This is a genomic window from Neomelitea salexigens DSM 19753, from assembly GCF_000422345.1.
GTDB classification, from domain to species: Bacteria; Pseudomonadota; Gammaproteobacteria; order Pseudomonadales; family Spongiibacteraceae; genus Spongiibacter; species Spongiibacter marinus_A.
The window spans coordinates 99,771-114,942 of record NZ_AULP01000001.1; the positions used below are offsets into that span (position 1 = coordinate 99,771).

The 15,172-nt window shown below is 56.0% G+C and carries 13 protein-coding genes; 3 read left to right on the plus strand and 10 right to left on the minus strand.

What is annotated here, in order from left to right; genetic code table 11:
* Window positions 1-2: 2 nt before the first annotated feature.
* From H573_RS0100465 to H573_RS0100500, 8 genes are all read right to left on the minus strand, one after another.
* Entirely contained in the window at window positions 3-446 is a 444-nt protein-coding gene (locus tag H573_RS0100465) for a nuclear transport factor 2 family protein (protein WP_027872560.1), read from the minus strand.
* A 103-nt stretch (window positions 447-549) separates the two neighbouring features.
* The gene (locus H573_RS0100470; protein WP_027872561.1) at window positions 550-1,419 is read right to left on the minus strand and encodes an amidohydrolase family protein; all 870 of its coding nucleotides are present in this window, start codon (window positions 1,417-1,419) and stop codon (window positions 550-552) included.
* Window positions 1,420-1,513: 94 nt separating this feature from the next.
* Window positions 1,514-1,933 (minus strand): HIT family protein, encoded by a 420-nt coding sequence (locus H573_RS0100475; protein WP_027872562.1) that lies wholly within the window; start codon window positions 1,931-1,933, stop codon window positions 1,514-1,516.
* Window positions 1,934-1,935: 2 nt separating this feature from the next.
* Complete coding sequence (locus H573_RS16395) at window positions 1,936-3,039, minus strand: MBL fold metallo-hydrolase (RefSeq protein WP_084497802.1); 1,104 nt, start codon at window positions 3,037-3,039, stop codon at window positions 1,936-1,938.
* A 128-nt stretch (window positions 3,040-3,167) separates the two neighbouring features.
* Window positions 3,168-5,330 (minus strand): xanthine dehydrogenase family protein molybdopterin-binding subunit, encoded by a 2,163-nt coding sequence (locus H573_RS0100485; RefSeq protein ID WP_027872563.1) that lies wholly within the window; start codon window positions 5,328-5,330, stop codon window positions 3,168-3,170.
* Window positions 5,327-5,833 carry a (2Fe-2S)-binding protein gene (locus tag H573_RS0100490; protein ID WP_027872564.1) on the minus strand — a complete coding sequence of 169 codons (507 nt, stop codon included), beginning with the start codon at window positions 5,831-5,833 and terminating at the stop codon, window positions 5,327-5,329. The genes H573_RS0100485 and H573_RS0100490 overlap by 4 nt, the downstream gene beginning before the upstream one ends.
* A gap of 164 nt (window positions 5,834-5,997) precedes the next feature.
* Window positions 5,998-6,672 carry a porin family protein gene (locus H573_RS0100495; protein ID WP_027872565.1) on the minus strand — a complete coding sequence of 225 codons (675 nt, stop codon included), beginning with the start codon at window positions 6,670-6,672 and terminating at the stop codon, window positions 5,998-6,000.
* 75 nt (window positions 6,673-6,747) lie between these two features.
* Window positions 6,748-8,019: an ABC1 kinase family protein gene (locus H573_RS0100500; protein ID WP_161624215.1), complete on the minus strand. Its 1,272-nt coding sequence runs from the start codon at window positions 8,017-8,019 to the stop codon at window positions 6,748-6,750.
* A gap of 298 nt (window positions 8,020-8,317) precedes the next feature.
* Here H573_RS0100500 and H573_RS19575 point away from each other — a divergent pair, with 298 nt between their 5' ends.
* The 3 genes from H573_RS19575 to H573_RS0100510 are packed head-to-tail and all read left to right on the plus strand — an operon-like array spanning window position 8,318 to window position 12,313.
* Window positions 8,318-9,430 carry a PDDEXK family nuclease gene (locus tag H573_RS19575; RefSeq protein WP_051170772.1) on the plus strand — a complete coding sequence of 371 codons (1,113 nt, stop codon included), beginning with the start codon at window positions 8,318-8,320 and terminating at the stop codon, window positions 9,428-9,430.
* Window positions 9,431-9,443: 13 nt separating this feature from the next.
* Entirely contained in the window at window positions 9,444-10,028 is a 585-nt protein-coding gene (locus tag H573_RS18690; protein ID WP_161624216.1) for a VRR-NUC domain-containing protein, read from the plus strand.
* Entirely contained in the window at window positions 10,025-12,313 is a 2,289-nt protein-coding gene (locus H573_RS0100510) for an ATP-dependent DNA helicase (protein ID WP_205618878.1), read from the plus strand. Before H573_RS18690 ends, H573_RS0100510 begins: the two co-directional genes overlap by 4 nt.
* A gap of 12 nt (window positions 12,314-12,325) precedes the next feature.
* Here the strand turns inward: H573_RS0100510 and H573_RS16405 are convergent, their stop codons facing one another.
* The gene (locus H573_RS16405) at window positions 12,326-12,970 is read right to left on the minus strand and encodes an SOS response-associated peptidase (protein ID WP_051170775.1); all 645 of its coding nucleotides are present in this window, start codon (window positions 12,968-12,970) and stop codon (window positions 12,326-12,328) included.
* Window positions 12,971-13,094: 124 nt separating this feature from the next.
* Window positions 13,095-15,143 carry an MOSC N-terminal beta barrel domain-containing protein gene (locus H573_RS0100520; protein WP_027872568.1) on the minus strand — a complete coding sequence of 683 codons (2,049 nt, stop codon included), beginning with the start codon at window positions 15,141-15,143 and terminating at the stop codon, window positions 13,095-13,097.
* Between the last annotated feature and the right edge of the window lie 29 nt (window positions 15,144-15,172).

Genomic DNA, 15,172 nt, shown 5'->3' on the forward strand with positions numbered 1-15,172 from the left:
TCTTACAAGCCCATAAAGTCGGGCACATTAAATACCCAGCTGCGCTCTTCACGGCGGCTGGAAATTTGCCAACCATTGTCGCCACGGCGGTATTCATCTACGTACCAGAGGCCCAGCATAAATACTTGGCTTTCTTCACCCAGCGGCATTTCCATCGGGTTAAAGCACATTACCCGCCCGGTTGCGCGGTCACCGTCAACGCGTATCTGAATGTTCGCGTTCAGGTGTTGGGTATTACTGAAGGCAGGCAGCGCTTCCTTCAAAAACGCGATTGTGGTCTCCACATCACCCACTGAGCCACCAAAAGCGCTGTAGTCTATCGCCGCGTCCGGCGTGAACACGTCACGCAGCTCGTCGGCCGCCTGCCGGTCGATAATATCGGCGTAATGGAATAGCAGGTCCTGTATTTCAAGGCGGTCAGAAATCTCTTGCAAGCTCAAGCTCACGGCAATGCCCTCTTATTGTTATCGTTAAAAATATAACGCCAGTACAACGAAAAACGGCAGTCTAGTGACTGCCGTTTTATCGCGCATGACCCAAGCGGGTGAATCAGTCGAGCTTGAACACACGGCGTGCGTTTTCACTCAGGAACTTCGGCCATACTTCGTCTTTCAGCGGGACATTGGGCAGATCTTTGAAGATGCGGTCCAGTGACAGCCCCATGGGGAAGTAGCCCGCGTACATCACCTTGTCGGCGCCACGGGTGTTGGCGAACTTGATGATTTCTTCCGGGTAGTGCTTGGGCGCAAACGCGGTGGTCATGTAGTACAGGTTGGGGTACTTGAGCATGAGCTTCCACGCCAGTTTTTCCCAGGGCTCGGCGCCGTGACGCATGACCACTTTCAGCTCGGGGAAGAACCAGCAAATTTCGTCCAGCAGCTCCACTTTTTGCGGAGCCATGGGCAGACGCGGCCCGGGCACGCCCACACAGGGACAGAACGGAATATCCAGCTCTACCAGTTTGGCGTAGATCGGATACCATTTTTTGTCGTTGTAAGGCACTTGCGGACACAGGCCCGAGGCGAAGCCCGTAACGGCCTTAATGCCGTACTCTTCGTGCAGCCGCACGATTTTACGCACTTCTTCCATGCCATTGTTGGGGTTGGCTTCGTAGCTGCAAATAAAGCGGTCGGGGTGACGGCGCAGCGCTTCCTTGGCGACTTCGTTGTGATCGTCAATGCCGGTCATGGCAATTTCGATATTGTGCTTGTCCATCTGTTCGATGGTGTAAGCGATGTAATCTTCTTTTTTGCCGGTATCCGGAATGTCTTTAAACATGTACTGAGCGGGCATCTTGAACAGATTGCGGCTCTCTTCGTCCATCAGCAGTGGCTTCATGAACTCGTACCACTGGCTATTGTCTTCGCCGGGCACACTCAGCATCAGGTCGACTACCTTAACGTCACTGGGCATTGGCATGGCATGGCTCCTTGTTTTCGTTGTGTGCACACATTCTCGGGGCAAGGCATCATCGCCTCAATAGCATTAGACGCCAGCGCATGGACAAAATCGGTCAATTACCCGTGGCCAGCGCCTCACGTAACGCCGTCGCGTTATCAGCCAATTGCTGTGGGTCACCCTGGGCGCGACCGTGTATTTGAATGCTTTGCCCCGGATACGCGGGAATCAAATGCATGTGGTAATGAAAAACGGTTTGCCCGGCAGCGGCGCCGTTTAGCTGATGAACACCAATGCCATCTGCTTGGCAGTGCGCCTTTAAAATGGGCGCAAGGCGTCCAGCGAACTGGTTTACTGCCGCCAGCAAAGTGTCTGACATGGTAAAAATGTCATCGTGGTGCTCATGCGGAATTATCAAGCAGTGGCCATTACTGGCCGGTGCGATATCCATAAAACACAGTAACTGATCATCGCGATACACTTCGTGACAGGGAAGTTGGCCCGCAACAATTTGGCAAAAAATACAATCGCTCATTTCTATACCTCCATCGGGCCATCATCGGGCTGATGCGGGCAGCGCGAGTAAGGGCTGCCATCCGGGTCTAAACTGCTGTAGCGATAAACGCCTTGCTCGTCGAGATGACGCTGTAAGCGCCCCTGGTAATACAAGTAATGCAGGTGGGCAATGGACTCACCGAGGGCCAGCGTTAATTGGCTCATCTCGACCTTGCGCGCGAACAAAACATCGAAAAGCTCAATGGCACATTTGGGCTGTTCACAGGCCTTCTCAACAGCTGCTAAGTGCCCTTTGTGATGATCAATCAAATATTCTAGGCGGTAATGCACACCATAGAACGGCGCGTTGTGGGCGGGCATCACCAAGGTGTCGGCAGGTAATGCTTCACGAAAGCGCGTGAGGGCGGCAAACCAGTCCGCAAGGGGGTTGGCCTCTGGCTCGCTGGGCATCACGCTAACATTTGACGTGATGCGCGGAATAATTTGGTCGCCGGAAAGCAACAGTTTATCGTCGGCAGAAAACAGGCTGACATGCTCCGGCGAATGCCCACTGCCTGTCATTACCTGCCATCGTCGGCCACCAATCTTCAGCGTTTGACCGTCTCTCAGGCGCTGGTAGGCCTTGGGCATTGGCTCAACGATATTGCCGAAGCCGCGGAATTTATTGCGCATTTTCTCGATGACGTCCGCGGGAATGCCGGCGTTCTGAAAATAGCGCTCAGTGGTCCATTCCAGATCACCCTGCCCCATCGAGCTAAACACGCGCGAGCTGATATATTCGCCAAAGCTCATATACAGGGGCACGCGGTGCTCGCGGCAAAGCCAACCCGCCTGACCAATATGATCGGGGTGCATATGGGTACAGATAACCCCCTTGAGCGGCTTGCCCGCCATCGGGCCGTCGAACAATAACTGCCAGCGCTCCTGGGTATCCCCTGTTTTCATGCCAGTATCGACGATATACCAACCGTCGCTGTCGTCCAGCACATATAAATTAATGTGATCCAAGGCCATGGGCAGCGCCATCTGCAACCAAAAGACGCCGGGCGCAACTTCAATCCACTCCCCTTTAGCAGGCGCTTGGGAGAACGGATAACGAATAGGGTTTTGGGATTCGGAACTCATAGATACGGTCCATCGTTGCCGTGAAGAGAGGCAAAAACACCAGTTTGGCAGAAGATTGGCGAAGATGCAGCTAAACACGCCGCCAAAGCGGCGGCGGTTTAATTAGCCTTTATCAGTTCACTGCAGACTTAGCTCAAACGCAAAGGAAGCTCGCGCAGACGTTGCCCGGTCGCCGCAAAAATGGCATTGGCCAGCGCCGGTGCCACGGGTGGCGTACCTGGCTCACCGACGCCGCTGGGCGGGTTGGTACTCGGCAGAATATGAACGTCAATTTCTGGGGATTCGTTAATCCGCAGCAACTGATAATCGTGGAAGTTACTCTGCTGGACAGCGCCGTCCTCAAGAGTGATTTCGCCTTTCAAGGCCGCCGTCAAACCAAAGTTAATGCCACTTTGCATTTGCCCGACGACAATATCCGGGTTAATCACTTGGCCGCAGTCAACAACACACGTCACCTTGTGCACCCGAATGCGCCCACCGTCAGCTGACACATTCACCACTTCTGCCACCACACTGCCAAAGGATTCATGCACCGCTAAGCCCTGATACTGACCGGCAGGCGGGTTACCCCAATCAGCCAGTTCAGCGGCCTTGCTCAACACCGCAAAGTGGCGAGACTCCGGATCCATATTGGCCAGACGAAAATCCAGCGGATTTTTGTTGGTTTGGTGAGCCAGTTCGTCGATAAAGCCTTCCATAAAGAACGCATTCTGCGAATGGCCCACTGAGCGCCAGTAACCCAGCGGCGCAGACACGTCCTGCATCACGTAGTTACTGCGCTTGTAGGCAAAATTATACGGAGTATGAATCAAGCCTTCACTGGCTGAGGGGTCTGACCCAGCCGCCATGTCACCAATGCCATCGTGAATACCTGAGGGTAGCCAGCGAGGCAACAAACTGCGGGTCATTAGCGGTAAAAACTGGCCAAAGATACTCGGTGCGACCGCTTTAATCTGCATGCTACTAATGCTGTCACCGTCGATGGTCGCCGCCATCAGCGCCGTCGCGTCAGGCCGATAGAAGTCGTGGCGAGTGTCGTCTTCACGACTCCATACCAACCTGACCGGCTTGCCAGAAAGTTGGGCAATACGCGCTGCTTCAACCACATAGTCATTTTGAATGCGTCGCCCAAAGCCACCACCTAAAAAGTGGTTATGCAGACGAATCCGCGAACGCTCGATCCCGGTGGCACGTTCTACCGCATCAAGTGCCAACTGCACACCCTGCATACCAGACCAGATTTCTATGCCATCGTCACTGGCAACGGCCAGCGCATTCATCGGCTCCATCGTAGCGTGTGCCAGGAGTGGCACGTCGTAGAAAGCTTCAAAGCGCTCCCCTACCGCGGCACTTGCCTCACCGACCTCTTCAACTTGTTTGCCTTCTTCAGTCTTTGCCAGTTCGTGCCGCTGGGCGCGCAGTGCTCGACTACTCACACCAGCCAGCGGCCCCTTGTTCCACTCAACGCTGATTTTGTTTGCCGCCTGGCGCGCTTGCCAATAATTACCGGCCAATACCGCCACGGCACCGTCGACTTCAAGCACCTGCTCAACACCGGGGCTGGCCAGCGCAGCGCTGGCATCAAAGCTTTTTAAGCTGCCGCCAAAATGTGGACAGCGCACCAGCACGGCGCTCAGCGCGCCAGGATACTGGGCATCAAGACCGAAGTCGGCCTGCCCTGTCACTTTTGCCCGAGCATCTAAGCGCGCATTGTGCTTGCCAATAAAACGGTAGTCGCGCGCGGCTTTGAGCGGCACCTCCTCGGGTAATTCTTGTTGACGAGCCCGATCAATCAGGCTGGCCGGCTTAACCTCTAAATCACCGATATAAACATTTCCATCGCGCAACATCACTGTCGCAATATCCACGCCCGCCTGCTCCGCCGCGGCGCTGCGCAGCAAATACGCAAGGCTGGCGGCAGCTTTACGCAAGGGCTCAAAACTGGTGCGAATCGATGAGCTGCCACCGGTAAGCATTACGTAGAAATCGGGGTCGATAAAATCCGGATGGAATTGAGCTTGTTCGATATGCAGCATGCTTGGCGGCATGTTCAGCTCTTCGGCGGCCATCGTCGCCATTCCTGTGTAGGTTCCCTGACCCATTTCCGATTTGTGCAGCTGCAAGGTTATCTGCCCGTCGGGGCTCAGCTGCAAAAACGCATTGGGTTGAAGGTCTGCTGACGCGGCATGCGGCAGCGGCGTTGGCCCACAACCGGTGAGATTAACGCCCAGAACCAGGGACCCGCCGACGGCGGCACTACCTTGGATAAAACGGCGACGACGAATACTCATGACGCCACCTCCGCTTTATTTGCCTGGGGGTCATAATGTTGCACGCCCGCTGCTGCAGCGTGAATCGCCGCGCGAATTTTTGAATACGTACCGCAGCGGCAGATATTACCGGACATGGCCGCATCGATATCGGCATCGCTCGGTTGCGGATTGCTTTCCAACAAGGCCACCGCCGACATAATTTGACCGGACTGGCAATATCCACACTGGGGAACATTGTGCTCGATCCAGGCTTCCTGAACCGGGTGGAGGCCACCCTGCTCGTCAACCAAGCCTTCAATCGTGGTGATTGCCTGGCCTACGGCCCCCTGAACAGGGAAGCTACAGCTGCGAATAGGGTTGCCGTTTAAGTGCACCGTGCATGCGCCGCACAGCCCCATGCCGCAACCGAACTTGGTGCCGGTCATTGCCAGCTCGTCGCGAATGACCCATAACAGCGGTGTGCTCGGGTCAACATCAAGTTCAACGGCCTTACCGTTTAGCGTAAATGCCAGACTGGTCATATTTTCTCCGTACTAGATCTGCATGCTCAGCAGCGAGCATACGACTATTTTTTATAAACGACGATTATGGAGAAAAGATGCTGACAACCCCATTACAGCTTGTTCATAATTCGCAGAACATGCGGCGAAAATGCATTATTATCGGGTTACATGGCCGTAACTTGCTAGAAGCTCATCACCACATCCAGCGACAGCACATCGGCTGCTGAGTCGAAGGAGCGGCGGTCGTCTTCCAGAGGATAGTAATCATAGGAAAGCGATACCGCAGCGGCGGGCGAGATCGCCATCATAAAGCCAACGCCCACGTAGGGATCGCTACCCTCAAGGGTGAATTGGCCGCGGCGATCGCTGTCGTCCACCCAGCCCTCCATTGTCCAGCCATACATCCCCGCTCGGAAAAAGGCCGACGCCGGTTCTGACATTGGCGTATGAAAGCGCACACCAAAAAACGCGCCGTCTACGTCGCCATCGATCGCAACCGGCCCGGGCGCATAGCCATTATTTAACACCTGACTGCCGTCGGATTGCGCTCTGGCGCTGAGCTCGCCTAAGTGCGCGTAACCCAGCTCCAGCGACAGCGCCTCACTGAGCACAATCCCAAATCCAAAACGCCCAGCGGTAGACTGGTTATCCACCTCGATATCTCTCAGTGAGCCGTCGCCAAAACTGTAGCGAATATCACCGGCATCGGTGGTGAACTCAGAGGCTCCCAGGCCTCCGAATAAATAAAAATTAGGGGAGCGGCTATAGGAAGAATAATGCCCGCCAGCGTGGCCGGCCATCGCAACACCTGAGGTAGTAGAAAGTAAAAGCGCCCAGCCCATCAGTTGTGGCTTCATTGCAGTACTCCAAGAGTGAACAGTGAAGCCAGTGTGGCGCGCTCAGCCTGAATCGAGCCTGAATAACGACCTTAGCTAGTGGCGCCGTTTTGCAATTTCCACAATGCGCTCACGTAAATCGACTTGCGCTTCCAGCCTGCGCAGCAACCAGTAGCCACCACTGAGAGAACGAGCGACGAAGGCCAGGTCAGGAACCGGCTTAAATTGCCCCCATACCGGCAGTGCGCGCCGCGCGATCGCCCGGGCGTCGGTAATAAAACTCGGATCTGCAAAATCGAATGGTGGCTCGACAATCATCCGCTCATGCAAAAATTCGGTGCTTTCCGTGTATGCGCGCTCCAGGCCAGCAGAGGGCTGACGGCCCGGCTTGGCCAAACTTCCCATCTCACCCAGCGATTGATGCAGCGCCGCCATATTGCGCTCAACCACCGCACGCACTTGCTCGGCGATCAGCCGTTGGTCTTTGCCATTAACGCGCTTCACGCAACCAAAATCGAAAACAACAATGCTGCCGTCTTTGCGGAAACTGTAGTTACCAGGGTGCGGATCGGCGTGGACAATACCATGATCAAATATCTGCGCCACCATCCAGTCGACATAGCGCTCACCAATGCGATCGCGCACAGCCTGAGGCCAGCGTTGCGCCACCTCAATGCCGCTACCGCTGACAAACTCCGTTACCACCACCGATGGACTGCAGAGCTCAGTGACGACGTCGGGAACGATGATGCCATCGCGATTTGGCAAGCCGGCAAAAATTTCTAAATGTTCTCGCTCGCGCTGGTAATCCATCTCCTCGGCCATCCGCTCGCGAACCTCTTCCAGCACGGCCTTCAGGCTGGCGCCATCAAAGGGCAAAATGCCCGCCATGCGCAGCATTCTGCCTAGGTTATTAATATCAGCGTCCATCGCCGCAGCAACACCAGGGTAGCGTACTTTTACTGCCACTTTTCGCCCGTCACGAAGTGTTGCCACATGCACCTGACCAATCGAGGCACTGGCCAGTGGCGCGTGTTCAATCTCTGCAATCAGTTGCCACTGATGTGCTGACCACTGTCCATCAAGTACTTCCCGGATGCGCTCCCAGGGCAACGGCGCGGCATCGGCCTGCAGCCGTGCCAACTGCTTAGACAACTCCGGGGGCAGCACATCGTGATACTGGGATGCTAGCTGGCCAAGTTTCATTGCCGCACCTTTAAGCTCCCCCAGGGTTTCGTACCAGTCGCCTCCTACTCGCGCCCAGTGTGCCCCCGCATCTGATCGGGTAACGGTGCGCAAAATGCCGCGCCCTAAGGTACGCGCCCCCGCCGCCAGGATGCGCCGCCCGCGCTTTGTAGAATTCGGCAATGCCATTTCCCTCCGATATAGGTTGGCGATATCCCGACGCCGATAAAATTCACCCGCCACGGCGGTGATCACATCACTACTGCGCCGTTTGTTACGGTATACGATGTTACAGCGCGTATTTGGATTACGGTTTATTTAGTCGCCCCACAGTCGCGCGGCTGCATTCCCGCCCGCCCCGGTCTATCACTGTGCACCCGTACAGTACAAAATGTATGATGAGCGAAGACCGATCGACGCAGTATCGCCAGTCGCTTTCCTCTAACTGCTAAGGCCCCTGCTTCATTCACAAACACCCTCTATGAAAACAGCGCCCCCGGATAAACGCCATCACAACGCAGAAATTCAGCGCGCCTCGCTGAACGATCCGCTGTACTACCTGGCGAATCTGGAAACGGTTATTCACTGGGTACGCAGCCACCACAGTGACCTATTGGAGACGGCAGAACGATCGATACTCGACCAGTTTATCGCGCTACCGAAGCACAGCCGCGCATTACTCGCCAGACTAAGCATGCGCAGTGGCACACTATTTCGTGGCGACGCGCTGCGCTATCGAGAGATTCCGTCTATCGATGACGCGCTACGGCCACTGGTCGACGCTGGCTGGGTGGCGCTAAACCCGACATTAACGGCCAACGACGTTCACAAGCTGTGCCGCCGAGCGGAATTACTGCAATTACTGACCAGCCGCGGCGTTGACTGCCCACGAACACTGCGCAAAAGCGAGATGCTGGCGCCGCTGCAAACCCTGGTTGCCAATCACTCCGCACAAACCATGCAGCAGTGGTGGCCCGAGGGCGCTATTAACACGATCAGCCTACTTCGCGACGCGCTATTGCAGCGAATTCGATTGATGTTCTTCGGCAATCTCTACCAAGACTGGTCGGAATTTGTGCTCGCCGAGCTGGGCTATCAGCGCTACGAGGCAGTGAGTTTCACGCCACAATCGCGCGCGTTTTCAGACCGCAATGACGTCGACGATTACCTCGACATCTACCACTGTCAAACAGCCCTGGCAGAGGGCGTTCCCGTCAATGAGCTTCAGGTGCCTGGCCCCAGCACAAATAACTGGCTGGAACACCGCCGACAAAAACTACTCTTTCAGCTCGCCCATCACGCTGAGCGCTGCGGTGATATCGATACCGCACTACAGCTCTACCGCGACAACCCCTTAGAAGAAGCACTGGTCAGGCAGTTTCGCGTGTTGGAAAAATCCACACCCTTACCCGAGCAACTGCTGCCGCGTTTGGATGCGTCACTTCACAACGTGCAGCGCCCGGAAACTCGACTGCACTTACAACGGATTCAGCATCGCCTTCGGCGCAAGGCCGGTCAGTCCAGCCCGGTCCGGCGCGTGCAGCCCGGTCCGGCGCGTGCAGCCTATTCCCAGCCAGACCCTGCTATTACGTAAATCTGAACACAGCGTGGAAATTGCAACGCTAACCGCGCTAACCGAAAATAGCGCGCTTACCGGCTTCTATAGCGAAAACACCTTATTCACTGGGCTTTTTGGATTGCTGTTCTGGCCGGTGTTATTTGAACCACTGCCCGGCGCCTTCTTTCATCCTTTTCAGGCCGGCCCCGCCGACTTATTTCGAGCCGATTTTGTCACTCGCCGGCAAACACTAATCGACCAGCGTTTACGCTTACTCGAAACCAAGGCCTATCAGCAGGAAATATGGAAAATCTGGCAGGCCAAGCACGGCGTTTCCTGCGCATTGATACACTGGCCGGCAATGAGCGAAGCGCTGGTCCAAGCGGCGCTACGCTGTATTCCTGCCGAGCATTTGCGCATCGTTTTCCGCCACCTACTCAGCGATCTTCGCCACCACCGGCGCGGTATGCCGGATCTGGTGATATTCGATACCGCCCAATGCCGCTATCAACTGATTGAAGTCAAAGGCCCCGGCGACCGCCTGCAAGACCATCAGCGCCTGTGGATTGAAACCATGCTTCAGGCCGGTTTGCCCGTATCCGTTGCAGAAGTCGATTGGGAGAGCAAATCATGATTGAGGTATCGGTGCGCAACCTCTGCGAATTTGCCGCGCGAAGCGGCAGCCTGGAATTTCGCTACACCCCCGCACCGAGCGCCGATGAGGGCATTATCGGCCACCTCACCGTTCAACAACGCCGTCCCGATCCCTATGTCGCGGAATACCGGTTAACCGGAGAGTGCGAGGGCATTGCGATAAGCGGGCGCGTAGACGGCTACTACGCGAACCCCGACAAATGCTATCTGGAAGAAATTAAAACGCATCGGGGAAATATCAACCGCATTGGACCCGGGCGGCGAGCCTTACACTGGGCGCAGCTAAAAGTGTACGGCGCTCTACTGTGCATGCGCGACAAACGCGACAATATCGACCTACGGCTCACCTACTTTGAAGTCCGCGACGAACAGGAAACGCAGGACACGCAAACCTTCGAGGCCGCGTCACTGACCCAGTTTTTAACCATACTTTGCGACCGCTATCGGCACTGGGCGGAAAGTGAAACCGGACACCGCCACGCGCGGGACGAGGCCCTCACGGCACTGCGTTTCCCCTACCCGGACTTTCGCACCGGCCAACGGGCACTGTCCGAAAACGTTTATAAGGCCGCAAGGCGCGACACGCCACTGTTACTCCAAGCCCCGACCGGCATCGGAAAAACCGTTGGTGTTTTATTCCCGGCGCTAAAGGCTATGCCAGCCAGCGACCTCGATCGCGTGTTTTTTCTAAGTAATCGCAACACCGGGCGCCAGCTCGGCTTAGATGGCCTTCGCAGCATCCTCGACCACCAAGACACCACAGTGCCCCTGCGATTCGTGGAGCTCTCTGCCAAAGAAGCCAGCTGTGACCATCCAGACAAAGCCTGTCACGGCGATTCCTGCCCCCTGGCCAATGGTTTTTTCGACAGGCTTAGCGCAGCGCGCCAGCAGGCGACCCAGACGCGCTGTCTCGACCAAACAACGCTGCGCCAGATTGCCGCGGAGCACGACATTTGCCGCTACTTTCTCGCCCAGGAAATGGCGCGCTGGTCAGATATTGTGGTGGGCGATGTGAATCATTATTTCGATCAATTCGCCCTCCTATACAGCTTGGCCCAGCAACATCTGTGGCGAGTAATGCCGGTGGTCGACGAAGCCCACAACCTTATCGACCGGGCCCGCGGCATGTACAGCATGGAGCTTTCCGAGGCCGAGTTACTTTACACCGTGCGCAAGGTTCCGGCACCGCTACTCAAACCGCTCTCTGAGCTGGAAACCGCCTGGGCCGCGTTGATTCGCCCCTATCTTGAGGACAGCGAGTTCGAACTTCACCACCAATACTATCTCGACGAGGTGCCAGAGGCGCTCAATAGCGCGCTGTACAGCGTCATTGCCGCCATTACCGACTACCTCACTGACCACCCGGCCGCCGCCGATGTACAGCAGGTACTATTCACCGCCCTCGCCTTTCTGCGCCTGGCTGAAAGCTTTGCAGACCACTCCCTGTGTACGCTCAGCTTTGAAACCGTAAGTGGTAGTCTTCAAGCCAAGCCGGGAAGTGGCAAACTGTGTATCGACAACCTCATTCCCGCCGACCATTTGCGGCCTCGCTTTGACGCCGCCGCCTGCACCGTGTTGTTCTCCGCCACCCTGTCCCCTCCTAAGTACCACCAAGACCTGCTGGGACTGCCCGCCGATACGGTTTTTAAGGATGTGGAGAGCCCATTTTCTCGCGAGCAAATAGACCTGAGACTCATCACCTCAATCAACACGCGTCAGCAGCAGCGCCAGCACTCACTCGCGCCAATTTGCGACCGTATCGTGCAACAAATGACCGCAATCCCTGGCAACTACCTGGTGTATGTCAGCAGTTTTGACTACCTAAACGCCCTGTTTGAATACCTTCGGGAGCACGCCCCCACATTGCGGCTATTGCGCCAACGCCCAGGCATGCCTCCCACTGAAAGAGACAGTTTTATCACTGAAGCCGGCGATGCCACCCCCAGTGTCGGGTTCGCGGTATTAGGCGGGGTATTTGGCGAGGGCATAGATTTGCCAGGAGAACGGTTGATCGGCGTGTTTGTTGCCACCCTCGGCCTTCCTCCCCACAACGACTTGTACGAAGTTCTCCGGCAACGGCTTGAAGCGCGCTACGGCCGCGGCTATGACTACACCTACCTCTACCCCGGCATACAAAAAGTGGTACAAGCGGCAGGGAGATTAATTCGCACCGAGGAGGATCGCGGCGTTATCGAGTTAATCGATGATCGCTTTAGCCGGCCCGCAGTCCGGGCACTACTGCCCAAGTGGTGGGGCCTGCGTTAACCGCCATGAATACTATGGTGTGAAAGAATTGGGAAAGACCTTCAGCCGGGCATTATTGAGTTGGGGATCAACCGCCCTGGCCAACAGCGGAACACTTGCGCCAGACACAGCCGCCAGCACGTCTTGTGGCGCAAGCCGGTGGTCGAGCCAGTGGTTTATTTGCTCGCCCGACAGCATAACCGGCATACGCGGGTGATAGCGGGTAAAATTGCTATCGGCGGGCTGCGTGAGCACCGATACCGACAGTAATTCCCCGCCCCACTCCTCCCAGATAGCCGCCAGCGCTAGCGGCGTTGGGTCACCGATAAAATAATAGGGCTGCTTCTTGCCCGCTACCGTCTGCCACTCCATGAATGCTGACGCCGGAACAAGCCCGCGCCGGTATTTGAGCGGCCCCTTGTAGGCCCGGCTAGTTAGTACCGATTCGATCCTGGCGTTGAACATTGCAAACTTCGTGCTTGGCCCGTCTGACCAACCTGGCACCAACCACCAACGCATAGGGCTGATCGTCAACTGCCCTTCTAGAAAATGTACAACAGGCACGGCCTCAGTCGGTGCCACATTGGGCAACGACGGCATTTGAAAGTCATTAAACCCCAGCGTTCTGACTAACATTTCAACCAACGCACTGTGTTCAAAAAACAAGCGACCACACATTTAACGCTACCCAAACAAAGCGGCGGCACTCAGCCAAGCGCTGCCGCATTTTTAAAACACGCTTGTTGTAATCGACAACAAACCTCCGAGTGCTACTCGTCGCACCCCATACATTGGCAGCAACTTACAGCGCTAGCGTTAAGTCCGACTTTGGCCTCGCTGAGCAAAGTAGGATTTTGTTTTTGCCTCCCGGCGGCTGAACATCGTCGGGATAGCTGACCTCGCCGGAAAGCAAGGTACACTCGCAAGCCTGGCAGGCGCCGTAGCGACAGCCCGAATTGGCATCAATGCCCTGCTCTTCGGCAAAACTAAGCAAACTCTCCTGTGCAGGATTCCAGTTTACTGTTTGCTCGCTCTGGCTAAAGTGGATGCGATACACGGTTTGGTCGCCGTCATCGACGCCGAGGCTAGCACCGAAACTCTCGAAGTGAAGACGTTCTGCGGCGATTCCGCATGCCAACAAGCCGTCGTGGAAGGTCTTACTGAATGCCGGTTTTCCGCAGATCAGAACGTCATATTTGTTGACATCGGGTAGTGCAGCGCACACTCGCTCAGGGGTCATGCGACCCGCATGGCTGCCAACAGGCCGCTCGCCCCCCTGCCCCGTTACAAAAAGCTGTAAGTGGAAATTGGCTAAATGCTGCTTCAGCGCCTCGAGTGCACCCTGGAAAGCAAAATCCTGCGGGTCGCGAATGCCGTGAAATAAGCGCACATCCCGTTTAGGGTTTTCTTTGGCGACACTCTGCAGGATCGATAGCATGGGCGTAATACCGATGCCGGTACTAATTAAGGCGAGCGGCTGGGAATCTGTCGGGACGGCACCAAACTGCCCATTCGGATCTTTAATCGCCACGCTATCACCGACGGCGAGTTGATCATGCAGCCAACCGGAGCCTCTGCCCACCGCTGATTCACCGCTCACCGTGCCGACCTCGCGCTTCACGGATATGCGAAAACTATCCAACTGATCGCCAGGGCTGGACAGCGTGTAGGGCCGATAAACTAGGCCGCCATCAATCTGCGGTATGGCCAGCACGATATGCTGACCGGGTACAAAGCGCGGCAGCTCGCTGCGCTCCGGGTCTTGAAACCACAGCGAGATAATGTCGCTGGATTCCTGCTCCCGTTTAACCAGAGTAAAAGGACGGAACCCCCTGGGATAAGGCGATTTTACCGCTGACGACGGAGCCCGCTCCTGCTCCTGCCATTGGGCAATACGATTCCCTGCCTTAACGATCTGCGACTTGAATCGACGCCCAACGTCATCAAACCAGACGTAGAGTTTTGTGCTTGCCTGGTCGACCAGCTCAACGCTATCACCGAGTTGAATCGCCGCGCGATTGCGCGGGCTCGCGTACGCCCCCAGATGCTGACCGGCATGCCGCATAACCGTGAGGGGAACATTTGGGTCTTGATGAATACCGGGCTGCTGCGTGCCGGGCATAGAACAGCGGATAGTTGGATGATTACAGCGAATGAGGGCATCGCCGATACGCAGGTCACGGCCGCGCCAGCTGTTCTCCACTATGCCCGTTAACTCGGGGTTAGTTTCGATAACAAAACTCGGCCGGTAGCGCTGGGGGCAAAAGTTTCCCTCAGGGTAAATGGCGTTCATGCTATCCAGTGCGGCACTTGTGATGAAATGCAGTGGATAGACATCGTAGAGTGCGCCTGGCGGCGTTGTGTATTTGGACAAATTGGTGAGTACTTTGAGCGAAAACCAAGAAAAATCCGGGTCTGGATCATCCGCCGCCATGCCCAATATATAGCGAATCTCTCGCGGGCTCATCGGCTGAGTCAGGCGGTAGGCAGCCTTGTCTCGCGCAGCCGGTCGCGGTATCAGGGTAACGCGTTTGCCGAGATACATCGACAAAATCGCCGACGCATAGGGATCATCCGAAGTCACGCGGCGCCCATCTGGGAATTCGATCTCTACCCGCGACGCTGCAACCGGACCGAAGCCGGTCGTCGGCTCAGTGAGGTAGCGGGCCTTTAGCATCATTAGTTTGGGAATACGCCGAGCCGTGGCAATCTCATTAGTCTCGTCATCGCGAACCGCCCAGGTGCGATCATCCGCAAAGCCCGCATAGTCAATGTTGGCTGCGCTGATGCGCTCACCGCCCATCGATTTCACAGGAAAACGCCATATTTCCTTAATCGTGCCGACATGCATTTTTCACCCATACCCTCAGAGAATCACCT